The sequence below is a fragment of the Paenibacillus sp. S-38 genome (genome assembly GCF_049942825.1).
In the GTDB taxonomy this organism is placed as follows: Bacteria; Bacillota; Bacilli; order Paenibacillales; family NBRC-103111; genus Paenibacillus_G.
In genome coordinates, this window is sequence record NZ_CP187970.1 from 3,933,645 (window position 1) to 3,958,730 (window position 25,086).

Annotated in this window: 8 protein-coding genes; 2 read left to right on the top strand and 6 right to left on the bottom strand. The window is 57.8% G+C overall.

The features are described from left to right. Positions 1-2: 2 nt before the first annotated feature. Positions 3-15,542, bottom strand: coding sequence for an amino acid adenylation domain-containing protein (locus tag ACP26L_RS17985; RefSeq protein ID WP_426454579.1), 15,540 nt, complete (start codon positions 15,540-15,542; stop codon positions 3-5). 350 nt (positions 15,543-15,892) lie between these two features. Between ACP26L_RS17985 and ACP26L_RS17990 the strand changes: the two genes are divergently transcribed. Together ACP26L_RS17990 and ACP26L_RS17995 are read left to right on the top strand one after the other, a co-directional pair. After that, a complete protein-coding gene (locus ACP26L_RS17990; RefSeq protein WP_426454581.1) occupies positions 15,893-16,849 on the top strand; it encodes a quinone oxidoreductase family protein in 957 nt (318 codons plus the stop codon). A gap of 6 nt (positions 16,850-16,855) precedes the next feature. Next, positions 16,856-17,290 (top strand): MarR family winged helix-turn-helix transcriptional regulator, encoded by a 435-nt coding sequence (locus ACP26L_RS17995; RefSeq protein ID WP_426454582.1) that lies wholly within the window; start codon positions 16,856-16,858, stop codon positions 17,288-17,290. A gap of 179 nt (positions 17,291-17,469) precedes the next feature. Here the strand turns inward: ACP26L_RS17995 and ACP26L_RS18000 are convergent, their stop codons facing one another. The 5 genes from ACP26L_RS18000 to ACP26L_RS18020 form a co-directional block, all read right to left on the bottom strand. Continuing rightward, entirely contained in the window at positions 17,470-19,713 is a 2,244-nt protein-coding gene (locus ACP26L_RS18000) for an endo-1,4-beta-xylanase (RefSeq protein ID WP_426454584.1), read from the bottom strand. A gap of 57 nt (positions 19,714-19,770) precedes the next feature. Further along, on the bottom strand, positions 19,771-20,673 hold the full coding sequence (locus ACP26L_RS18005) for a carbohydrate ABC transporter permease (RefSeq protein WP_426454586.1): 903 nt from the start codon (positions 20,671-20,673) through the stop codon (positions 19,771-19,773). 13 nt (positions 20,674-20,686) lie between these two features. Further along, the gene (locus ACP26L_RS18010; protein ID WP_426454588.1) at positions 20,687-21,658 is read right to left on the bottom strand and encodes an ABC transporter permease; all 972 of its coding nucleotides are present in this window, start codon (positions 21,656-21,658) and stop codon (positions 20,687-20,689) included. Positions 21,659-21,763: 105 nt separating this feature from the next. Next, positions 21,764-23,413, bottom strand: a complete 1,650-nt coding sequence (locus tag ACP26L_RS18015) for an ABC transporter substrate-binding protein (protein WP_426454589.1) — start codon at positions 23,411-23,413, stop codon at positions 21,764-21,766. A 98-nt stretch (positions 23,414-23,511) separates the two neighbouring features. Next, positions 23,512-25,086 carry a response regulator transcription factor gene (locus ACP26L_RS18020; RefSeq protein WP_426454591.1) on the bottom strand — a complete coding sequence of 525 codons (1,575 nt, stop codon included), beginning with the start codon at positions 25,084-25,086 and terminating at the stop codon, positions 23,512-23,514.

Below are 25,086 nucleotides of genomic sequence, written 5' to 3' on the forward strand. Positions count from 1 at the left end.
GATTAAAAGATGAGTTCGATGGTTTCCAGCGGCAGGACGGTCTTTTTCTGAAACCTAGTGACTTGGAGGTCGGCCAAATGCCGGTCCGGATTCGATGCGATGCCCGCGAGCAGCTCCAGATAATCTCTGGTCAAAGCTTCGATCGATTTCATAGGGAACAAGGCGGTGCTGTATTCAAAGGCTCCCCTGAGCCCGGTGTCATCAAGCTCCATCGTTAAAGACAGATCGAACTTGGTCGTCGTGTGCTCCATGGCATAAGGCCTCACCGATATGCCGTCAAGCTCGGCATTCCCGGACTCCATCTCGGCGAAAGCAAATACGAAATCAAACAAAGGATTACGGCCCGGATCGCGGCGAATCCCGAGATTCTCTACCAATTCGGGGAATGGATATTCCTGATTCTCGAACGCCTCCAGCGTATTCTCCCTTACTTCATGGACATATTCCCGGAAGGTCAGCTCCTTGCGCGGATAATTCCGCAGGGCCAGCGTGCCCACGAACATGCCGATCATCCCCTCCAGCTCCCCGGATATTCTTCCGGCCACATGCGTCCCCAGTATAATATCTTCGCTGCCGCTGTAGTGGGACAGCAGAACCGTATAGGCTGCCATGAGCGTCATGAACATCGTGCTGCCGCTGCTTGCAGCTAGCCTCCGCAGCCCGTCGCTTACCTCGGAATCCACCTCGAATGAGTACCGCGCCCCCTCGTAGCTTCGCAGTGAAGGCCTAGGGTAAGCAATCGGAAGCTCTATTCCCCGGAGCTCGCCGGAGAGCGACTTCAGCCAGTAAGCTTTTTGCTGCAGGTAAGGCTCGCTCTGCATCCTCTCCCGCTGCCAGGCGGCATAGTCCTTATACTGGACCGGCAGCGGCGCAAGCTCTTCCCCCGCGTACAGCCGCAGGAAGTCCCGCATGACGATCTGCATGGACACGCCGTCCGAAATGATATGGTGCATGTCCACAATCATGAGGTGCTTCCCGTTCTGCTGATCGGCTAGCCCTACGCGAAGCAGCGGCGGCTTCGAGAGATCGAACGGGCGGATAAAACGGGAGATCGCCACCTGCATCTCCCGCTGATCCGGCTTCCACGGGAGCCGCTCGATCTCGAAAGGCACCTCCGGATATATACGCTGCACCACGTCCTCCTCCCGGATGTCGAACCCGGTCCTCAGCGTTTCGTGACGTTCCATCAGCTTCAGGAAGGTGGAACGCAGCCGCTCCTCATCGAGCTGGCCCGAGACTTCCAGCACGTGCGGCATGTTATAGACATCCCCTTCGCCCGACATGGTGCTCAGGGTATAAATCCATTCCTGCGCAGCAGACGCCCTATAATATTCCCGGTTCGGCAGAACGGGGATGCCTGCGTAGCCGGCCTGCTGCGAGCCTTGAACAAGAACGGCCAGCTTCTCAATGGTCGGCAGCCGGAAGATTTCGCGCAGCGGAAGCGCAACCCCCATCTCCTTTTGAATCCTGCCTGCCATCGAGGCCGCTCCCAGCGAATCTCCCCCGATCTCAAAGAAGTCCTCATAGACGCCGACCCGCTTCAAGCCGAGCACCTCCTGCCAGATCTCTGCGAGCTTCAGCTCTTCCGGGGTCCGAGGCGCAGTGTGGCTGAATCCGCTATCCTGGAGCTCACCCGGCTCCGGCAGCGCCTTGCGGTCTACCTTGCCGTTCGCGTTCAGCGGCAGTCCCTCCAGGAACACATAGGCTCCCGGCACCATGTAGGACGGCAGCTCCGCCGCGAGATAGTCCCGGACCGCAGCCACGGTCAGCCCGCCTGACGGGACGATGTAGGCGCACAAGTACCGCTGCTCCCGTCCGTCCAGCCGGTCCACTACCACCGCTTCGCGGATCCCCGGGTGCCGGGCCAGCCGGCTGTCGATCTCGCCCAGCTCCACCCGGTAGCCGCGGATCTTCACCTGATGGTCCTTGCGGCCCAGGAACTCCATGTTCCCGTCCGGCAGCAGCCTCCCGAGGTCCCCGGTCTTGTACATCCGCCCCCCTCCGGGCAGGAACGGGTCCGGGAGGAACGCCGCCGCGGTCTTCGCCTCGTCGTTCATATAGCCGCGGGCCACGCCCACGCCGCCGATATACAGCTCGCCGACCACGCCCCACGGCACGGGCTCCCGGTCGTCGTCCAGAATGTAGAAGGCGTTGCCCCCGATCGGCCGGCCGTACGGGATGCTGCTCTGATCAAGGCTGACTTCCCCCACCGGATAGTAGTTCGACCACACGGTCCCTTCCGTCGCTCCCCCCAGCGAGATCACTTCCGCCAGCGGGAACAGCTGCCGGATCCGCCCGGGCAGCGTCACCGGAATCCAGTCCCCGCTCAGGAAGACCAGACGCAATCCCGCCGGAAGCGAAGCCGCTGCCGGACCTTCTTCCAGATGATGAATAAAATGGTTCATCGTCGTCGGCACCGAATCCCAGAAGGTGACGTTCTCGGCTTCCATCAGCCTCAGCAGCGCGCCTGGCTCCAGCACCTCCTCGCGTTCCGCCACGACAACGGTTCCCCCGGCCGCGAGCATCCCGAAAATATCGTAGACGGACAAGTCGAAGCACATCGAGGTGATGAACAGCAGGCGGTCTTCCCCGCCGACCGCGAACCGCCGGTTGACCCAGGAGACCAGGTTGACGGCGCTGCGGTGTTCGATCATCACGCCCTTCGGCGTGCCAGTGGAGCCGGAGGTGTAGATGATATAGGCCAGCTCCCCGCTGTCCTTCGCAAGCCTCAGCGGCTCGGCACTTTCCCCGGCGATCCCCTCATCGTGCATGAGGATGACCCGTTCATGCGCAAGATCCGGGTAAGCGCGGTCGGCCAGCACCGCCGCCGCTTCCGCGTTCTGCAGAATATACGCCTTGCGGCCCGGCGGGTATTCCGGGTCTACCGGCACGTAGGCCGCTCCTGCCTTGAGGATGGCGAGCATCCCGGTGATCATGCCGGCTCCGCGCCCGGCCACCAGGGCCACATGATCCCCGCTGCGCACGCCTTGCCGCGCCAAATGCCGCGCCAGCCGGTTCGCCTCCGCCTCCAACCGGGCATAGGTCAGCGTCCGGCCTCCATGCCGGACTGCCGCATGGTCCGGCGTTCTCGCCGCCTGCTCCTCGAACAGCCCGTGCAGCGTCTTGCCCTCCGTGCAGGCTGCCGCAAGCTCGTGCACCGGAGCATTCCATTCGCGGAGCATCCGGGTCTCCTTCTCCGTCAGGATCAATGCCCCGCTGCCCAAAACCGGATCCGTCTCGTCGCACAGCTCCTCCAGAATCCGTACATAGAGCGTGAACACCGTCTCCATATCCTGGTCATAGAAGTAGCTCGGCGCATACTTGATCTGCACATTCATGTGCCCGCTGCTCCGGTGCACTTCGACATCCAGCAACGTGTTGGTCATCTCGGCACTTTCCATTTCAAGCCCTGCCGCTTCCTCCGGGCGGATGCCGTCGCCGGCCGCACGGAAATTCAACACATGGAAGTCCGTATAGTTGAACAACGTGTCAAAAATCGGGTTAAGGGACGGATCGGACCTTTCTCCGGTCATTCGCGCAATATCGCTAAGGAACACTTCATGGGCCTTCATCCGGTAGAGGGTATCCGCAACCTGGCGGAGCAGCCCCTGCTTGCTCTCTCGCTTGCCGATGCGCATCCGCATCGGAAGCGAATTCAGGAAGCAGCCGAGCATACGGTCCCCGTCGTCCACAGCCGGACGATCATGGGAGACGACGCCCGTCACGATATCCGCCTCGGTCGTGATGATGCGCAGCAGGTAAAGATGGGCGCCGAGACACAAGTCTCTCACGGTGCAGCCATAAGCTCGGGCCCCCTCCTCCAGCCTGCGTACGAGCCCGGGGTCCACCGTTTTATTAATCATGGCGCTTGGCGCCGTGCTTGAGCGCGGTTTGCGCGCCATATTGAACGGCAGCTTGCCGCGCGTGCTCCCGGCGAGGAACGCTCTCCAGAACTCCGCCGTCTTTTCGTCCGCTTGCTTGTAAGCGTTCAGCGCCACGTATTCCTTGTACGAGGTGCGGAGCGGAGGCAGCTCGAAGGATTCCGGAAGGGCATCCTGCTGAGCCTCGGCGAGCCGGTTGTACAGTTCCATAAACTCCTGCTGGAACACAGCCACGCTCCAGCCGTCAAGCGCTGCGTGATGGAAGGACAGCAGGATCACCGCCTCCTCCGCTCCAATTCGGAACACCCGAAGCCTCCACAGCAGCCGGTCATCCGTCAAGTACTTGTCGGCCAGATCGGCATGCCGCCGCTCTTCGATATACTGCCGCTGGGCCTCTACGGACAAGTGCATGATGTCCTCTACCGACAGATCCGGCTCCACCTGCTTGTACACCAGCTGAAGAGGCTCGGAGAACCGGACGGTGTCAAACACGGTCCGGAGGATGGCATGCCTGCCCATCAGCGTGAGGGTCGTTTGCCGGATCCATCCCGCATCCAACCGGTGAATCCGCGCGGTGAAGAAGAACTGGTCGTGATAGATCGGCTCACTCGGCTTCAGCTTCGAGTAGTAGACCATACTCTGCTGGATTTTGCTCAGAGGGTAGAAATCCTCGATTCCCTGCAGCAGATACTGCTGCATCGCCGGTTCATCCCGGAGCCGATCCTGAAGGGCTCCGATGAGCCCCAGCCCCCGCGCCAGCTCCATCTCCTCTGGCTCGCTGCCGGTTCCGGGCTCCTCCATGCAGCGGGCAAACTCGCCAATGGTCTGGAAGGCATACAAGTCTTTCAGACGGGCCTCCGTCCCGAACACCTGATGAATCCGATTGGACAGGCGAATGAGCTTAATCGAGTCCCCGCCCATCTGGAAGAAATTGTCCCGGGTCCCTACCTGCTCCGCTCCAAGCACCTCGCTCCAGAGCGCGGCCAGCTTCCACTCCGTGCTGCTTTGGGGCGCCGCATAGGCTTCCTCCCTTGCCGCCGCCGTATCGGGAACCGGCAGCGCCCTCCGGTCCAGCTTGCCGTTTGGCGTCAGCGGCAGGCGTTCCATCGTGACAAAATAGGCAGGAATCATATACTGCGGCAGGCTCCGGGCCAGATGGGCCCTAAGCTCATATCCCGCTATCTCGCCCTGGACAGCAACGTAGGCAACCAGATAGCTCGTCCCGGTTTCATCGGTCCGGTCGATCACGGCCGCTTCCCGAACTCGCTCATGGCGCAGCAGCGCTTCTTCAATCTCACCCGGCTCGATCCGGTTGCCCCGGATCTTGACCTGGTGGTCCATCCGGCCGAGGTACTCCACATTCCCATCCGGCAGCCATCTGGCCGTATCGCCGGTCCGATACATCCGTCCTTCCCCTGCGAACGGATCGTCTACGAACTTCTCCGCCGTAAGCTCCGGCCGGCCCAGATATCCCCTGGCGAGGCCGACCCCGGCTATGCACAGCTCGCCGGGAATGCCCACGGGAAGCAGATGGAGGTTCTCATCCACCACATACAGGCGGATATTGTCAATCGGCTTGCCGATTGGGATGCGTTCCAGCCCCGGTATGCAGTCGAACGAAGTGACGTCCACCGTCGCTTCGGTGGGCCCGTACAAATTCATAAGCCGGATGCCGTCTTCGCCAAGGCAGGCGTAGAACCGGTCCACCAGCTGCTTCGGCAGCGCCTGGCCGCTGGTGAACACCTGCTTCAAGGAAGCCATGCCGGGCACCTCATCCGGGTGGGCTTCCAGATAATCCAGGAACGCTCCCAGCATGGGCGGCACGAAGTGCATGGTGGTCACCCGCTGCCGCGCAATGACCGCCGCGATGACGGCCGGGTCCTTCTCTCCTCCTGGCGGCAGGAGGCACAGGCCGGCACCGTACCAAGACCACCAGAACAGCTCCCACACCGACACATCGAAGCTGATCGGCGTCTTTTGCAGCACGAGATCTCCTTCGCCGAGCCCGTACTCCTTCTGCATCCAATGCAGCCGGTTGATGACCGAATGGTGCTCGATCATGACGCCCTTCGGCCGTCCGGTCGATCCGGACGTGTAGATGACGTAGGCGAGATGGTCCGGTCCGCTGACGGGCACGAGATTGTCCATGGGCTCATCGCTGAAAGCATCGCCCTTCAGATCAAGTACGATGCCGTCAAACGCAGCAGCTTCCTGAGCTGCCGGCTGCCCGGTCAGCAGCACCTTCGTCCCGCTGTCTTCCAGAAAGTAGCGGATGCGCTCCGCCGGATAAGACGGATCGACCGGCAGGTAAGCCCCTCCCGCCTTCAAAATACCGAAGATCCCCGCCATCATATCGAGTGAGCGCTCCGTCAGCAGGCCAACGATCGTATCCGCCAGAACGCCGCAGCCCCGAAGCTTGTTCGCCACCTGGTTCGCCCTGGCATTCAGCTCGGCATAGGTCAGCTGCCGGCCTTCCTCATCGGTTACGGCCATCGCATCCGGTGTCCGCGCCGCCTGTTCTTCGAACAAGGCATGGATCGTGTGCTCACGCGGGTACCCGGTCTCCGTCCGGTTGAAACCTTCCAGAATGTCATGCCGCTCCGGGGCCGTCATGATCTGAATATCGCCCAGGAGCCGATCCGGCTCGCTCACCACAGACCCCAGCACCTCAAGAAAGTGGGTGGCCATCCGCTCCGCCGTTTTCCGCTCCAACAGCCGGACGGCATACGCGAGACTGGCCTGCAGCCCACCGCGCTCTTCCGTCAGCGTAAGGGTCAGGTCGAATTTGACCACCCGCGAATCGATCTCATAAGAGCTAAGGGTCAGTCCCGGAGCTGACAATTCGTCCTGCTCCATATTCTGAAGCACGAGCATCACATCGAATAACGGGCTGCGGCTCAAATCCCTGTGCACCTGCACCTGTTCCACCAGCTCTTCGAACGGATAGGCTTGATGGACGAACGCTTCCACCGCCCCCTCGCCTACTTCGGTGAGGAAGGCACGGAAAGTCTTGCCCCCTTCCGGATAGTTACGCAGCGCCAGTGTGTTAACGAACATGCCGATGAGCGGATCCACGTCGGGATGCTCGCGGCCGGCCACCGGGCTGCCTACCACGATATCCGTCTGCCCTGAATATTTGAACAGCAGCACATTGAAGGCTGCGAGCAGCGTCATGTACAGCGTCGTTCCCGTCTCCCGGGCCAGCTCCTGCAGCCCTTGCAGCAGCCCTTGGCCGATCCGGAAGATCACCGTATCTCCTTCGAAGCTCTGTGCAGGGGGACGGGGATAGTCCGTCGGCAGCTCCAAGACCGGAACCCCGTCCTGGAAACGGTCCATCCAGTACTGCCGGTGCGGCTGCATCGCGGGCCGGGCGGTCAGCTCCTGCTGCCAGACCGCATAGTCTTTGTATTGAACGGAGAGGGGCGGCAGTTCTTGCCCCTGATAGCACCGAATAAACTCCCGGGCCAGAAGGTTCAGCGACACGCCGTCCGAGACGATATGATGCATATCGAAGAGCAGCAGATGCTGCTCCGGCCCCTTCTCGATCAGCCTGGCTCTCAGCAGCGGTGCCTGCGACAGATCGAACGGCCGGATGAAGCTGCGGAGAAGATCCGGTTCCGCCTGCTCCATGAACGGGACGAGTTCAACGGAGAAGGGCACCGCTTCATAGATCCGGGCTATGACATCCCCGTCCAACATTTCGAATCCGGTCCGCAGCGATTCATGGCGGGCGATCATCCGCTGGAAGGCTTCCTGGACACGGGGGCGGTCCAATGGGCCGTCAATCTGCAGAGCCCCCGGCATATTGTAGCTCAGCCCGCCGCCATTCAGGTGACTGACCAGATAGATGCGCTTCTGGGCGGAGGAAACCGGATAGTACGCTCTCTCCTCCACAAGGGGGATCGGGGTATATCCGCTTCGGCTTGCAGCATCGATCACCCGGGCCATGCCCTCAATGGTCGGATACCGGAACACCTCTCTTAGCGGGAGATCCCTGTTCAATTCTTTGTAGATGCGTCCGGTCAAGCTGGCCGCCGATAAGGAATGACCTCCGAGTTCAAAGAAGTTGTCCCTCACTCCAATGTCCTGGCGCTTCAATACGCTCTTCCAGATGTCCGCAAGCCGGTCTTCGGTCTCATTGCGCGGAGCCACGTACACCGCTTCGCTCCGAACGGCTTGGTCCGGCTTAGGCAGCGCCCTGCGGTCCACCTTGCCGTTGACCGTCAGCGGCAGGCTGCCCAGCTGTACGATGAAGGAAGGGATCATATAGGCAGGCAGTTCCTCCGCCAACGCGCTTCTAATGTCTCCCGAGGTGAGCCCGGATTCCGCCACAATATACGCGCACAGGTACTTCGCTCCTTCTTCATCGTCCAAAGCCAAAACTACCGCTTCGGTGACAGGGGCGATGTCCAGCAGCCGGGCTTCCACCTCGCCAAGCTCAATCCGGTATCCCCGGATCTTCACTTGATGGTCCATGCGGCCCAAGTATTCCAGCGAGCCGTCCGGCAGCCACCGCGCCAAATCGCCTGTACGGTACACGCGCTCACCGGCCTGAAGCGGATGATTCACAAACTTCTCGGCCGTCAGCTCGGCGCGGTTGACGTACCCGCGTGCGAGACCGGCTCCGCCGATGCACAGCTCCCCTGCCGCTCCTGCAGGCAGCAGGCGCCCGTTCCGGCCGATAATGAAGAGGCTGGTGTTGGCTATGGGTTTGCCGATCGGCGGCAGGTTCGGGAGAAGCGGGTCCTTGCCCTGCATCCTGTGGGAGGTCACCACATGGGTTTCGGATGGGCCGTAATGATTATGCAAAGTCACTTCATGCTCCAGCAGGTAAGCGCGCAGGTTCGGATGAATCACGAGCTGCTCTCCGGCCACAACGATGTGCCGCACCCGCCCTTGGGACAGCGCCTTCAGATACCGCTTCTCTGAAGCCAAAAATTTGAGATAAGCGGTAGGAAGGAAGACGATATCGACGCCGCTGCTTACAACAGCTTGGGCGAACTCCTCCGGCTGCCGCTTCCGGTCTTCTCCGACCAGATGCAGCTCGGCGCCTCCAAGAAGCGCCGTGAATATCTCCTGGTAGCAGACATCGAAGCCCATCGCAGCGAACTGAAGAACCTTCGAAGCCCCTGCCTCCACGGGGATGCTGTCCTGCTGCCACTGCAGCAAATTGATCAGGGTCCGGTGCTCGATCAGCACCCCCTTCGGGGTTCCCGTCGATCCTGACGTATAGATCACATACAGGGCATCGCCCGAGCCTGAGCTGGCACCTATAGCCAGATCCGTTGACGGCAGCGTTCTCGAACGGGAGATCGCTTCCTCTGCCGTCACTGCCTCTGCGTCGCCAAGGATCGCTTCTGTCAGTGGAAGATCCGTAACTACGAGTGCAGGGCTGCTATCGCTCAGCATGTGCCGTATGCGCTCGGCCGGCGTTGACGGGTCGATGGGCAGAATCGCACCCCCCGCCTTAAGCACCCCCAGCACAAACTGAATATAGCGCAGGGAACGGGGCATCTGCAGAGCAACGATACTTTCCCGTCCGACGCCCTTGCTCTGAAGGAACCGCGCCAACCTATTCGACTGTTCGTTCAACTCGCGGTAGGTCGCGGCTTCCCCGTCCGAGACCACCGCAAGGGCATCCGGCGTCTTCTCCGCCTGCTCCCGGAACAGCGCATGAACGGTCTTCTCCTTCGGATAAGGGGCTGCCGTGTTGTTGAAGGATTCCTGCTGCAGGAGGATCTCCTGCTGCGTCATCAGCTCAAGGTCACCGACAGCCCGGTGCGGGTCGTCCACCACTTGCTCCAGGATGTGGACCAGGTGTCCGGCCATTCTCTCTATAGCCTGTTCCTCGTAGACCTTGCCGTTGAATTGAAATTGGACCGTCAGCTCTTCGCCCGGAAGCACGATGAGGTTCAGATCGTAATGGGTTTGCTCCCGCACCGTGATGTCTCCAAATGTCAGATGGATACCCAGCTGTTCCCCCAAGGAGCTGAGTCCTTCGGCCAGCGGGTAGTTCTCGAAGACAAGAATGTGGTCGATCAGCGCCCCATTCTGCGGAAGCTTGGCCTGGATCTCGTACAGCGGATAAGCATGGTAAGCCTCGGAACCGAGAGCCTGTTCCTGCGTTCTGCGCATGGCTTCGGAGAAGCTTTCCTCCATCCGGCACACGATGCGGACTGGGATCGTATTGATACAAAGACCGACTATCGCTTCGATCCCCGGAATTTCCGGCGGTCTTCCCGAGACCACGCTCCCGAAGACCACATCCTGCCTCCCGGTATACATTTGCAGCAGCACGGCCCAAGCGGTTTGCAAAAGGGTATTCAAGGTCACGCCGTTACGCCGGGCGGTCCCATTCATCCGCTCCGTCAAATCCCTGCCGAATCCGGTTTTGTACACTTTCGGATCGTAAGCGGACTGCTGCGCTTCATCGGCAGCCCGCTTCGGCAGGGACGACGAGCCCTCATATCCCTCTAGGTAGGCCATCCAGTACTTCTCCGCCGCTTCCACGTCCCTCTGCTCCAGCCACGAGAGATACCGGCGATACGGCACGGCCGGAGGGAGTTCAGGCTCGTTTCCCTTGAGATAACAAGCGTAGAGAGAGAAGAGCTCGCGGAATATCAAAGGCAGACACCAGCCATCGAGAAGAATATGATGATGGCTCCACAGTATCTGATACGCCGCGTCTTCCTTGCGCAGAACGGCGACCCGCATCAACGGATCCCTGCTGAGCTCGAAGCCTCTGGCCCGGTCCCGGGCGATCCAATCCTCTGCATACGCTGCCCGCTCGATCACGTTCATGCCGCGGATATCCTCATACTGGAAGGGGATCTCCTTCGCCCGGAATACCAGCTGCACCGGTTCTTCCCTTCCGCTGCCGTAGAAGTTCGTTCTCAGCACATCGTGCCGCCGGGTCACCGCCATCCAGCTTCTGCGGAGGAGCTCGATATCGAGGCTTCCCTGCAGCTGGAGGCTGACTTGCTCTACATAGGCGCCGGGCTGTCCGCCGAGGAGAGAATGGAACAGCATGCCTTTTTGCATCGGGGTCAACGGGTACACATTCTCGAGTTCACCATAAGGCCGGTACTGTACCGTCAGCTCCTCTACCTCTTCCAGCGTCATATCCTTGATTAACAGATCGCTCGGTGTGAGTTCGGAGTACTCCCTCTCCATGCAGTGGTCGAGCACTTCGCGAAGTGCCGTCTGCAGCCGTTCGGCCAAGCGCCCAATCGACGTGCTGCGGTACTGCTTGGAGCTGTAGCTGATCGTCAGCGACAGACGGCCTGAAGCTACCGCGCCCTGGAAATCCAGGGTGTACGGTCGTTCGGCATTCCCGCCGACCAGGCTGCCGCTGGCATAGGGCGATACCTTGAGATTCAGCCCATGATGTTGCAAATTCGGATCGAACTGCCCCAGATAGTTGAAGCTGATCTCCGGTTTAGCACATAACCCCCGCTGCTCTTTGTCCGTTGATAAATACCTCAGGAGCCCATACCCCACTCCCTTGCCCGGTACGCCTCGCAGCTGCTCCTTCACCCTCTTGATCCGCTGCGACAGGGGAAGCTCCGCTTCGTTCCTGAGCACGACGGGGAAAATGCTCGTGAACCATCCTACCGTTCTGGAAATATCGGTATCCTGAAGATGGGCTTCCCGGCCGTGTCCCTCCAGATCGACCATGACTTCCTGGTGCCCGCTCCATTCCCCGACAGCGATGCCCAGCGCCGTTAACAGCAGATCGTTCACTTCGGTGTTGTAGGCCCGCTGCGCTTCTTTGAGCAGAAGCTCCGTTTCTTCCACCGACCACTCCACCGTGAGAGCTTCGCTGTCTTGAACCCGCGGGACCGCCTGCTGCATATCCTTGGGCAGTGCTCTAACCGGAGTGCGGTCCACCTCCTGCCAATAGATGAGCTCCTCCAGCAGAGCTTCAGAGTCCGCATAGGCCGCAAGCTGCTCCGACCAGACCTGGAACGAATCAGTTTTGAGCGGCAGTACCGGTTCCGCACCGAGAAGAGCCTGTTGGTACCCTTTGGCGAGATCCTCGAGCACAATCCTCCAGGAGTACCCGTCGACCGCCAAATGATGAATAACGATGAGCAAATGGTCGCCATCCCCACATCGGAACAGCGCCACCTTCATTAACGGACCGGTGCTCAGGTTGAAGCCGCTCTGCAGTTCCGCTGCCTTCGCTTCGATCTTATTCCCTGCAGACGCTTCCCCTCTGCAATCGATAACCTCCAGCTGGAAGAGCTCTCCTTCCTCCGCGCCCCGAATCCACAGCGTATTCTCCTGCTCATCCTGCCTCATGACCATGCGCAGGGCATCGTGATGCGTGACGATCCCCTGCAGGGTTAGCCGCAGCGCGGCTTCCTCGAACCGTTCCGGCCGGAACAAGAAGAGGCTCTGGTTATAGTGATGAATGGACTCCTTCGCCAGCTCCATGAACCTTGCAATCACAGGCGTCGGGCGGATCCCGCCGGTAACTTCCCCCTGATCCGCCAGGCGGGTAACCGGCGTTAATCTGGTGCTCATCTGCTCCAGTGTCGGATAATGGAATACATCCTTCATGTCCAGCTTATAGCCGGCGGGATACAGCTTGGAGATCACTTGGAGGGATTGGATCGAATCCCCTCCCAGTTCAAAGAAGCTGTCCTTGACTCCGATTCGCTCCGCTCCGAGGACCGACTTCCATACCGACACGAGCAAATGCTCTTCCGGCGTCCGGGGCGCCGCATACTCCACACCGGTCTGCCTGCGGCCGCCTGGTGCAGGCAGTGCTTTGCGGTCGAGCTTGCCGTTGACGGTTAACGGCATGCCGGGCAGCTGGATCAGATGGGCAGGGATCATGTGCCCCGGCAGTACAGCCGACAGGCGGCTGCGGATTTCACTTGAAGCAAGCTCCCGGGCCGCTACGTAATACGCGCAGAGCTGCTTCTGGCCCAGCTTGTCCTCTCTTGCGATCACCACCGCTTCCGTGACATCCTCCACTTGAAGCAGCTGCGCTTCCACTTCACCGAGCTCGATGCGGTAGCCGCGGATTTTGACCTGGTGATCCATCCGGCCGATATACTCCACATTCCCGTCCGGCAGCCACCTGGCCAGGTCGCCCGTCCGGTACATCCGCTCCCCGGGCTCGAAGGGATTCTCCACGAATTTCTCTTGGGTCAGCTCCGGCCGGCCCAGATAGCCGCGTGCAAGTCCCGCACCGGCGATACAGAGCTCTCCCGGAACACCGATTGGCCTCAGCTGCCGGTCTTCATCTACGATGTACAGCCGGGTGTTATCGATCGGCCGTCCGATCGGAATTCGCTCCAGTCCCGGTGTGCAGTCAAAATAAGTCACATCCACCGCAGCCTCGGTCGGACCATATAAATTCACCAAGGCCGTCCCGTGTTCGCCGGCGATGCGGTAAAACCGGTCCACCTGCCTCTTGTTAAGCGCTTCGCCGCTCGCAAATACCCGCTTGACGCCGGCAAGCTCCGCCGGGTTCCCCGCCGTTTCCATATGCCCGAGCCAGGCATTCAACATGGAAGGCACAAAATGAAGCACCGTGACGCCGTGGGCAGCAATAGTCTGTGTAAACACGGCCGGGTCTTTCTCCCCGCCAGGCTCCAGGAGGCACACGCCCGCACCGTAGAGCGACCACCAGAACAACTCCCATACGGAGACGTCGAAGCTAAGCGGCGTCTTCTGCAGGATCACGTCATGGGCCTGCAGCGGGTAGCGGTTCTGCATCCAGGCCAAGCGGTTGACCAAGGCCTGATGCTCGATCATGACTCCCTTCGGCCTTCCCGTGGACCCCGAGGTATAGATCACGTAAGCGAGATCTCCCGGGCCGCCGGCCGGCTCCGGATTCCCTTCCGGCAGGCCGTCATCCGCTTCATCGCTGAGGTCCAGAACGATCCCTTCGAAAGGGACGCCGTCCAGGGACTCGGACGAACCGAGCAGCAGCCCGGCCCCGCTGTCCTCCAGCATGTAGCGGATGCGCTCCTGCGGATAGCCCGGATCGAGCGGCAGGTAGGCTGCGCCGGCCTTCAAGATGCCATACAGGCCGGCCAGCATATCCAGCGAGCGGTGAGCCATGAGCGCAACTACGCTGCCGGCCCGCACGCCTTCGGCTCTGAGCCTCCAAGCCAGCCGGTTCGCCCTCGCATTGAGCTCCCGGTACGTAAGCTTCCGGTCCTGGTATACGGCAGCCGTCGCATCCGGCGATCGCTCCACCTGCTGTTCGAACAAAGACACCACCGTCTGGTCTGAAGGATAAGGCTTGGAAGTTTCATTAAATTCGTGAAGAATCCGCTTTCTTTCTTCCTTGTGCATGATATCGATATCCTTCAGCCGGAGTTCACCGTTCTTAAGCAGCTGATCGATAAGGAACTGAATGCGCTCATTCATTAGGATGATGTCTTGCTCTGTGAACATCTCCGTTTTGTAGTCGTACATAACCATGAGCTTCCGCTCATGCCGCTCCCCGATCAGTAACGACAGGGATTCGGTTTGCTCTCCGGTATGATGCCAGTTGGTCACGATAGGGATTCCGTTCAGCTCCGGAATGAAGCGGTAGTTCAAGAAATTAAGGCCATATTCGAACAATTGATTCAGTTCGGGATGATGTTTCTTCAGCGAAGGAATCAGGAGATCATAGGGATATTTCTGGTGAAAATAACAGCGCCTCAGTTCTTTGTGAACGGAGCTGAACAGCCTGCGGAGAGGCACGTCGGCATCGCTTGTGAGTCTGACTGGCATCGTGCTCGTACACATACCGAACATGGCCCGCTCTTCCCTGCTGGACCGGTTGAATACGGGCGTACCCAAGACAAGATCGGTGCACTGCTGCACGTGGCTGAGGTACATATAGAGGACCGTCATGAAAAAGGAGGGAATCGAAATATCGCTGTCCTGAATGAATTTCCGTATGCCCGCATCCTGCTCATCCGAGAGGAGAAAGTAACTTCTTCTCGCAGCGGTGGAATCGTTCGGAGCGGGGAGCTTCTCCGGCAGCGGCGTGAAGGTGTTCAGCCAAAAGCTGCTGCTCTTTGCCTGCCGGCTGGAGTTCATATAGCTTCGTTCGTTCTCCATATACCGCAGGTAAGAGCCTTGGGGGACGGGTACTGGAAGTGCTTGAGGAACTTGAGGTACTTGAGGGAGCTGATCTTCACGGGCCGCCTGGCCGGCAGTGCGGAGATATTCATTCCAGATAAAGTCAAGGAATAAAGTGGCCGACCAGCCGTCCGCAATGAGGTGATGAAATTTCGCTATAAACCCCCTTCGCTCTCCGATTTCATAAAAATAAATTTTGAACAGTTCACAGTTAAACAGGTCCGTCTGGAACGCTTCCTTACGGGATGCGAGAGCATTCAGCGGATCTTCGGCGCCGGCCGGGCGGTCGAGCTTTACTCGTTCCACCGGCTGCAGATCCGTCTCTTCGTCCATATACTGCCTGATCTCACCGTCCACCCGGATCAGCCGGATGCGCAGGCTGTCCTGACTCCGGATAAACTTACGGATGGCCTGTTCCATGACATCGAACCGGACGGCCTGTTCGGTCTCGCTGCTGACCACGATCAGATTCAAATTCGACTGGGGGTATTTATTTTCCGTATACCAAATTCGGCTCTGCGGATGGGTTAGGGGAAAAAGCGTTCTTCGTTTCAAACGGGTCATTTGAAGCGTGCACTCCCTTGTTTTAGATATAATGCCAGCCTTCGTCGTCCTTGTTCGCCGTTATTTTCAATTGATGGTTATAGGTGTATATGTATACTATTTTATGGTATTTTTGTTTCCTTTTCTTTTCAAGGTGTACAAATTAGGAATTTAGGTTTGTCTTATCAATAATTTTCGGGGGTCTCCCTCCTTGTGGTTTTCTTTCCGGTGGCAATAGACCTCTACTTCATCGCCAAAAAATGCTCGGATATGGCTTTACAAAAAAATGTGCATATTGCACACAATTTGTGTTACACTTATTTTATGTGCAATATGCACATAATCTAAAGCGAAAGAAGGGCATAATAACAATGAGGGCAGCCATCGTAAAGGAAAAAGGGGCAATCCCCGTAATAGGCCATTTTGATTCCCCCGTTGCGACAGATGGAGAAGTATTAATTAACGTTTCGGCAGCAGCCTTGAGTCGGGTTAGCAAGTTCCGTTCCATGGGTATGCACTACTCATCTGATGGCAACTTTCCAATTGTAGCTGGTATGGACGGAGTTGGAACTTTGGAAGACGGGACCCGCGTTTACTTTGCGCTGCCTGCAGCACCCTATGGCAGTTTGGCTGAGCAAACCATTGTGGGCGAGAAGCTGACGGTCCGTTTGCCAGATGGTATTGATGATCTTACTGCCGCCGCTATTGCCAACCCGGCTATGTCCTCATGGGCTGCATTGGTATTTAGAGCCGGCTTCAAGTCTGGCCAAACCGTCTTGATTAATGGAGCTACTGGTGCATCCGGAAGTTTAGCAGTTCAGATCGCTAAGGGCCTGGGGGCCAAGAAGATCATTGTAACGGGACGCAATGAATCGAAGCTGGGAACACTTGAAGCCGATGAGGCTATTGCATTCGATATGACCGTCGACAACGGGCAAACAAGGTTTGAAAACGCCCTAATGCCCGTTGTTGCCGATGGCGTTGATGTTGTATTGGATTATCTTTGGGGCGACAGCGCATTTGCCATCATGACAGCTATTGCTAATACGAATACGGATCGCGCAACTCGTTTTGTAAGCATCGGGACTTCATCCGGCCAAGAAAGCATTGATTTACCTTCATCAATTCTGCGCTCATCAACAATCGAACTCATTGGCAGCGGAGGTAAGAGTGTTTCTAAAGCGGATATGCTGTCCGTAGTCAAAGAAGTTTTTGAAATGGCCGCTGGGGGAAAGCTAAAAATTGAGATAAAAGAGTATGCTCTAGAAGAACTCAAAGAGGCTTGGAATGCCCCGCTGACGCCCCGTCCAGTTATAAAGGTGAGGTAAAAGGAAATGGAAAATGAGATTTTTAAAGCGCTGATCGATCTGGTTTCTCTTATCAATCGTCCAGACCGTGATAGGAAAATGATTGCCAATGCTGGCGTTAATTTGGAGGCGGCAGCCTTTCGCGTCTTAGTTGGCATCGGGCATCTCCAACCGACGAGTGTTGGTGATTTGGCTGCCATGATGGGGAAAAACTATTCGAGCGTTAGCCGGCAAATCGATAAGCTGGAGACCGCCGGGTTGGTTCATACGTATCCATCAAGTTCAGATTCCCGTATTCGTATGTCAGAATTGACGAGATACGGGGAGGAAATCAATACGATGATCAGCCTCACCCGCGAGCGCATTATGCGTGAAGGTTTGGCCGATTGGACCCTGGAGGAAAAAAACGGCTTATTGAAGAACTTAAGACGTTTATTCGAATCGTTGCAAAAGTTCGACTAGTACTGTCAAGTTTTCGGGTTCCCTGTCCCCAAAAAAACGGGCAACGGACTGATGTGCCCGTTACCCGTTTTTTGAAATACTAGCATTTATATCTCACCAGAGCCTGATCCTGTCTTCATGTATTTCTTATACACGCGCATCGTCCTTTAAAGGACGGCGAAGCCGTTTATCTCGCTCTTCTACCGATCACCGAGCTTCAGCAGCCCGTAACCGGATGTATTCTGATAGGACTGGCCGGAGGTATCGTTCCAGATCGTGACGCTGTCGCGGTCCCCGTCGCCGTCTTCATCATTGTTGACCTGGACATCGAAGCCGATGAGCTCGTTTGCTTTCGGCGGAGCTCCGGTCCATGCGATGGAAGCTTCGACGACATAGCCGTCTTCCGTCCGTTTGGCTGCGGAGACCAGGTTTCCGCTCAGCGAAGCTGGGTTGACTGAACGTTCATTGTCGAAGTTGATCCGGTACTGCCCGTCATCCGGTTCAAAGAAGTCCGTCTTCGCATTGTTCGAATCTACGAAAATCTCAATGGAATCCTGCTCGTAGGCATTGCCGCTTTGTTTGGACAGCAGCGTATCCTTCACCTCGGCCAATACATACAAGCGCTCATTGTCCCAGAGGGTCCGGACCTTGGCTGTCGATCCCGCCGAACCGATGACATAGCGATCGGTCCGGGCGGGGTCCGCCCCATTCCAGGCCGCATCGATCCTTCCGTCAATAACCGGCGTTCCCTGCTTAGCCGATACATAGCGCGGCCCTTCGTTCAGCTTCAGGACCCCGAACTTGGAGGTGTCGGTATCCTGCGATCCGGTGGTATCGCTCCACGAGCTCAGCACTACGTCCTTACCGGAACGGTCGGCAATCCGTATATCGAACCCGAGCTCTTGGCCCAGCACTGCGTTCTCTATGGGGATCGAGGCTTCGATGCGGTACCCTTCTTCGGTCCGGATCGTCTTGTAATTCGCCGGCTTGTGCGGATTAGCCCCGCTGCGCCGGAATGTGTACTTCTTATCGTCCCCTTCGTAAGCAGGCGTTTTGCCATTATTACGGTCCATGTATACCTCTACCGCATCATTGCCGTTCACCGTCGTATCGAATACATCGATGGTCACATACAGATGCCGCTGATCCCACAGCGATGTAAAAACAGCTTTGATCTCGCCGTTCTTCCGGACAGGTACGGAGGTACCGCGTACCCAAGCATCCTCCAGCCTGCCGTCAATGGTTATCAAGCCGGCGGCCCTGGAGGCTGAGGTATGCTTGATCTCAACCGGCACCTTGCCCGGGTCGACGAGAGCCCAATACGCATATTTCGCCTGCAGGTTCTCATCGAAGAGCAGCGGCCAGTTCTTGCGCACGGTCGGGAATGTGCGGAGCCATGTATTCCCGTCATCTTTGCCCCAGAAGATCACGGCGGTAATTTGGTCTTTATGCTTCTTGAACACATCGAAGGTATCCTTGTATTGATGGGCCTGCCTGATCTGCAGATCCAGCGGGAACGTCTCCCAAGAATCCGTGTCATTGGCATAGCTGCTCATATCAAGCTCGGTAATCTGCTGCTCGATGCCGAGATCCCTGAAGGCGCTGATCGTCGCATCAATCTGCTGGGGGAAAGGATTCTGAATGCTGTTGTGCATCTGGTGGCCCACGCCGTCAACGGGAACCCCTTTCTCCTTCAGCCGCTTGATCAAATCATGCAGATACTGCCGCTTCACCGGATCATGCGTATTGTAGTCGTTGATGAACAGCTTGGCGGACGGGTCGGCGGCATGGGCATATTGGAATGCCTTCTCGATGTACTCCTCGCCTGCGATCTGGTACCATAAGCTGTTCCGCAGACCCTGCGGCTGCGAAGGATCAATGACTTCGTTCACCACGTCCCAGGCATAAATACGGCCCTTGTACCGCCCGACCACCGTCTCGATGTGCCGTTTCATCCGCTGCAGGAGAACTTCCTTGCTGGCCAGGTTCCCGTCCGCCCCGCGAAACACCCAATCCGGTGTCTGGCTGTGCCACACCAGCGTGTGTCCCCGGAAAGCCATCCCATGGTCGACAGCGAACCGGAATGCTTGGTCCGCACGCGTAAAGTCAAACGTTCCGTCCTGGGGCTCGGTGGCGTCCCACTTCAGCTCATTGCCTGCCGTCAGGCTGTTAAAATGCTTCTTGAGCAGCTTGGCGTCGGGCCCGTTAGGGTCGGCGATCTCAGATACAAGAAAGGCGGATCCGAGCATGAAGTCATCCCTGAATACATCCTTCAGCGATGGAATATCTTCTTGGATCGCGGCCTGCGAGCCGTACAAGCCCTGGGAGTCCGGCTCTGCCTGCGCCCGCTTCGGCATCGCCGCAAGAGACAAGACGGCCGTACCGAGAAGGACGGCAGACAGCATCAGGGAGAAGGAGCGCTTACTGATGAGTCTGACATTCATAGAATAAATCACACACCTTCCAAAGCGTATTTTTCTTCCAACAAACCTGTCACACCGCTATTCCTTTACACTGCCCATCTGCATCCCGTGTACGAAGTACTTTTGCAGGAAAGGATAGACTACGAGAATCGGCAGGGAAGCCACGATCGTGATCGATGCCCGGATGGACATAGGGGTCACCATATTGCGCGCGGCACCCGGGTCCGCCCCGTTTGCGACCGCCGCACTGCTGTTCGAGATCATGGAAGAAGACAGCAGCTTCATGAGCTCATACTGCAGCGTGCTCAGATTCTGCTTGGAGGAGGCGAAGAGGAACGTATCGAACCACGAGTTCCACTGGCCGACGGCCACAAACAATGCCACGGTCGCAAGCACCGGCTGGCAGAGCGGTAGAATGATCGACAGGAACGTGCGGAAATCCCCCGCCCCATCCATCTTGGCGGATTCCACCAGGCCTTCCGGCAGCGTCTGGATATACGTTCGGATCACGATCATATTGAATGCGCTGATCAGGCCGGGAATGATGTACACCATAAAGTGATTGAGCAGGTGCAGGTCTTTGATCAGGAAGTAATAGGGAATCAGTCCAGCATTGAAATACATGGTGAGCACGATGATGATCGTAACCGGCTTGCGGAATACATATTCCTTGCGGCTGATCGTATAGGCAATCATGGAAGTCAGGAACAGGCTCAGTACGGTGGCGATCAACGTGCGGGCGATGGACACCCAGAAGGCGTGAAAGATATTACCGCCCGCGAAAACCGCCTCGTAGTTCTGAACCGTCCAGACGCGGGGCCATAGATAGATTCCCCCACGGATCGTATCATTGCCGGCGTTGAATGAAATCGCGAGCGTATTCAGAAACGGATACAGCGTAACGACCGCCATCACGATCATGACCACCGCGTTGAACGTATGAAAGAACAGCGGCTCCATCCGGATCGACCGGGTTCTCATCGAATTGTCCTCCTCAGATCAGTCTGTCTTCGCCGAGCCGCTTGGCGATCGTATTGGCGGCAAAGATGAGAGAAATACTGACCACCGTCTTGAATATGCCTGCCGCGGTAGCCAGCGAATAATTGCCGACCTGCAGGCCGTACTTCAGCACGAAGATGTCGATCGTCTGCGCCCAATCGACAACGACGCCGTTGCCCAAGAGGTACTGCACCTCGAAGCCCGCTTCCAGGATCCAGCCCATATTCATAATGAGCAGAATGACAACGATCGACTTGATGCCCGGCAGCGTCACATACAGCATTTTCTGATACCGGTTCGCCCCGTCGATCTCCGCCGCTTCATATTGTGCCGGATCGATCGAAGTAATGGCGGCCAGGTAGATGATCGCATTCCAGCCGACTTCCTTCCATACATGGGAAGCGCCAACGATACCCCAAAAATAGCTGGGCTCGCTGAGCCACATGACCGGTCCGTCGATCCATCCGAGCTTCATGAGCAGCACATTGACAATGCCGCCGTCCACAGACAGCGAGTTGGCCACAATGCCCGTAACAATAATCCAGGACAGGAAGTGCGGCAGGTACGATATGGTCTGAATCGTTCGCTTGTACAGCTTGTGTTTGATCTCATTAAGCAGGATGGCGAACACGATCGCCGTAACGAAACCGAGAACCATGTTGATCAGGCTCATGGCGATCGTATTACGCAGCACGTTCAGGAACGTAGCGTCGCTGAACAGAAAGGCAAAATGCTTGAAGCCCACCCATTCCTGCTCCGAGAAGGACTTCGCCGGGCGGTAGTTCTGAAAGGCCATGGTCCATCCCCATATGGGGTAGTAAGAGAATAAAATGACATAAGCCACGATGGGCAGCGACATCCACATCAGCTGCTTCTGCCCGCGCATACGATAAAGCAAGGACGCTCTCCGGGAGGCGGCGCCCGCTGCGGATTTCTTGGATGGCACGATCTCTTGAATGCCCGCCATCGTTCTCTCCTCCTGTCTCTCTAGCGGATGGAGCTTTCGACGAATGCGGCGGAAAGCACAGGAAGGGATGCCGGTGCTATCCACCGTTCGATCGAAGCCGTCCGTTTACTTGGAAGACCAGTTCTTGATCCTCCACTGAATCTGCTCGTTGATGCGGTCCTCGTAAGCCTTCACGTTGATTTTCTTGTAGGCATTGACGTACTCGGTCCATACGGAGTCGAATTGGTCCGTTCTGGACATGATGGCCTTCGGCAAATATTTGAGCGAAGCATCGGTCATCTGCTTATTGGCGACCGAGGCATCGGAGCCGTCGATCAGATCAATCTGCCAGGCCGGGTAATAGACCGGATTCTCAGGCGGCGGGGAGAAGAAGTCCGTCCAGGTCTTGTGCCCGTAAGCATCGAGCAGCTCCTTATCCTCCGGCTTCAAGGATTGGTAGAACTCCTCCGGCTGGCTGCCCGCACTTGTCGCATTCCCGTCGCTGAAGGTGCCTTCCATCTTCGGTGCGGCCCCGAAGAACCCGTCGGCACGGTTGGCAAGCTTCCAGGCCGGGTCCTCCTGCTGCTTGCGCTGCTCCGGCGTACGGTAGAACTTCCCGTCCTTGCCGACCATGTAGTCGACGCCCTCTTCCCCCCATGAGAGCAGCTTCTGGTATTTCTCATCCATCAGCGCGTCGAGGAATTTGATGATGCGTACGGGGTCTTTGGCGTCCTTGCTGATGCCGAAGCCGTTGTTTAGGTTGGGCGCCGGGCGTTCGAGATAGTAATCCTTGATGCTTGTGTCATAGACCAGCGGGAACCCGACATAGGTTCTGCCGATCTTATTCTGCGAGACCAGCGTATCTTCCGCCGGCTGGAAGTTCCAATGCTGGTCGAACATGCCGAGCACGCGTCCGGATGACAGCTTCGCCAGATACTGGTCGTAGTTCTGGACGAAAGCCTCCTTATCCAGCAGGCCTTCGTTATACAGGCCGTTCAGCTCCTTGTAATACCGCTTGGCGATATCTTTGTCAGCGAAGACGGACGCAACGGCGTTATCCACGACTACGCCGCCGTCGTTCGGATGTCCCGTCAGATGCTCGGGCGCATTCAGCAGCGGAAAGGTTCTCCAGTCATAGGCGAGGGTGGTGAACCCGATCGTCGGTTGGCCGTCGATGGCCGGATGCTTCTTCGCATAATCACGGATCAGCTTCATGTAATCGTCCAGGGTCTTCGGTGTGGGGTAGCCCGCTTCCTTTAGAATATCTTTTTGGATCCAGAACGCCGGGCCGGAATAATAATTCGCAAGATACTCCCCGGTGATCACTCCATAGTTCGGCAGCCAATAGATATGCCCGTCTTTGGAGTCCTTCATTTTGTTCCAAACCTTGGCAAAGTGCTTTTTGAGATTGGGCGCATGCTGGTCGATCAGTTCTTCCAGCGGAATGACCGCACCCGCCGAAACGAGCTTGGGATCAGCCGTAATGAGATCCGGGTAGTCGCCCCCCGCGATCATGACACCGAGCTTTTGCTGCAGGTCCCCGACGATGAATTCCATGTTCAGCTTGACTCCGAGCTCCTGCTCGATTTTTTTGTAGATCCGGTTGTCCGCCGTCGGCGCCTGATTCGGCGTATTGATGAAAGCGGAAATGCTAAGCGCATTCGTACCATCTGTTGCTGCGATGTTGTCGCTGCCGCTGTCCGAACAGCCGGCAAGCCCCAGACTGAGTGCCAGAACAAGCGATATCCGGCCGCTCAAGTTCCTTGCTCCCCCCATGCCTTTCTCCTCCTTCGGGATTGTGTTGGCTTCTCCTTTATTATGTGGGAATGTATTCGTTTACAAAATAAATAGATTAAAGCACTATGCCCCCTTAACTATAGATGCTGCGGGGAGGGCTCCGAAGGAAGCTGTTCCTCTCTGCGAAACAAAAGCCTGTAATGGGCGGGCTTCATCCCAAGCCGTTTCTCGAACTGCTTGAGAAAATGCTGATAGCCGCAGTAGCCAAGGGATTCAGCGATAACATACGAGGCCACATTTGTCTCTCTGAGCAGCCGCCGGGCTTCCTCGATGCGAAGGTCATGAATATAATCCAAAATGCCCACCCCGTACTTCCGGGAGAACGACTGGCCCAAGTAGACAGGGTTGATGTAGAAGCGGTCTGCGAGTTCTTTGATCGTGAACGTCTTCCTGTAATGGCTCCGCAGGAAGTCGGCTACCTGAGCCTGGGTGCTCCCCGTCTGCCTCTCCCACAGCGTGGATGCGGCCGATTGGCAGTTCAGGCAGAACCGGGTCAGCCTGCGGGCCGACTCCTCTATGTGACTGCCGTACCGCATCGAGGCTCCAAAGCCCGATGAATGAAGAAGTTCATCGGCATTGCCGCCGAGCTCCTTATAGAGCATGGCGCAGCGAAGCACCACCTGTGTTGTAACCATGCCTACGAGCTCAGGCAGGATCATCTGCTCTTGGAACGTGCGGAAAGCTTCCCTGACCGCAGCGGCTAGGGTCTCCGGGTGCCCCCCCTCCACTGCATCCATGATGGGATCCGTCGCTTTCAGGACCTCCGGGTCGGAAGAGAGGGTCCTGCCCTGAATGTCGGCATAATGAACGATACCGGCAGGGCTGTAGTACAAAAACCGTGCGGCCTCAAGCGCGCTGCTGAAAGAGGCCGGCAGGTCGTTGGGGTGACCTGCGCTGCAGCCTGCGGCCACCCCTGCCCTCCCGCCGGATGAGGGGCACTGCACAATCTCATGCAGCCGCTCTGCGAAAGCCCGAACGCCGCCGGGTTCATGCGAACCGTAAACGAGCCCGAAGGCGCCCCTGTTCGAGTCGACCAGGCAGCAGCAGGCCGTGCTCTCCGCAAGGCGCTTCGCGGCCTCCCGGGCTCTACCCGAGCTTTCTTCCTCCGTCTCGACATGCAGATAAGTCCACTCGGACGCTCGGCCCGCAAGCTTCGCCAGCGTCCGTGCCGCTTCCTGCCGCCCCGCCGGCTCGCTTCCGAAGAGCAGCACCGAGAGCGAGCGGCTGACCGCATAACCTTCGGCCTGGACTCTGACGTGCTTTTGCTTCTCCCTCTCACGCAGCTCCGCACCAAGCTGCGCCAGAACCTCTTCCACTTCCGAGGGGATAAGCGGCTTCGTCAAGTAATGCGAAACGCCGTAACGCATTGCCCGTCTCGCATAGTCGAAATCGCTGTGCCCGCTCATGATTACGAACAGGGTGGAGTTGAGGCCCTCCCGGCGTGTTTCTTCCATAAGCTCCATCCCGTTCATCACCGGCATGCGGATGTCGGTGACGACCAGTTGGGGCGGATCTCTAAGGATATGATGAAGAGCCTCCACCCCATTGCCGTATACGGCGTCAATATGAAAGCCATGCTTCTCCCATTCCACCATGATCCTAAGCCCCTCGAGGGCGTACGGCTCATCATCCACCAGCAGCACTTTATACAC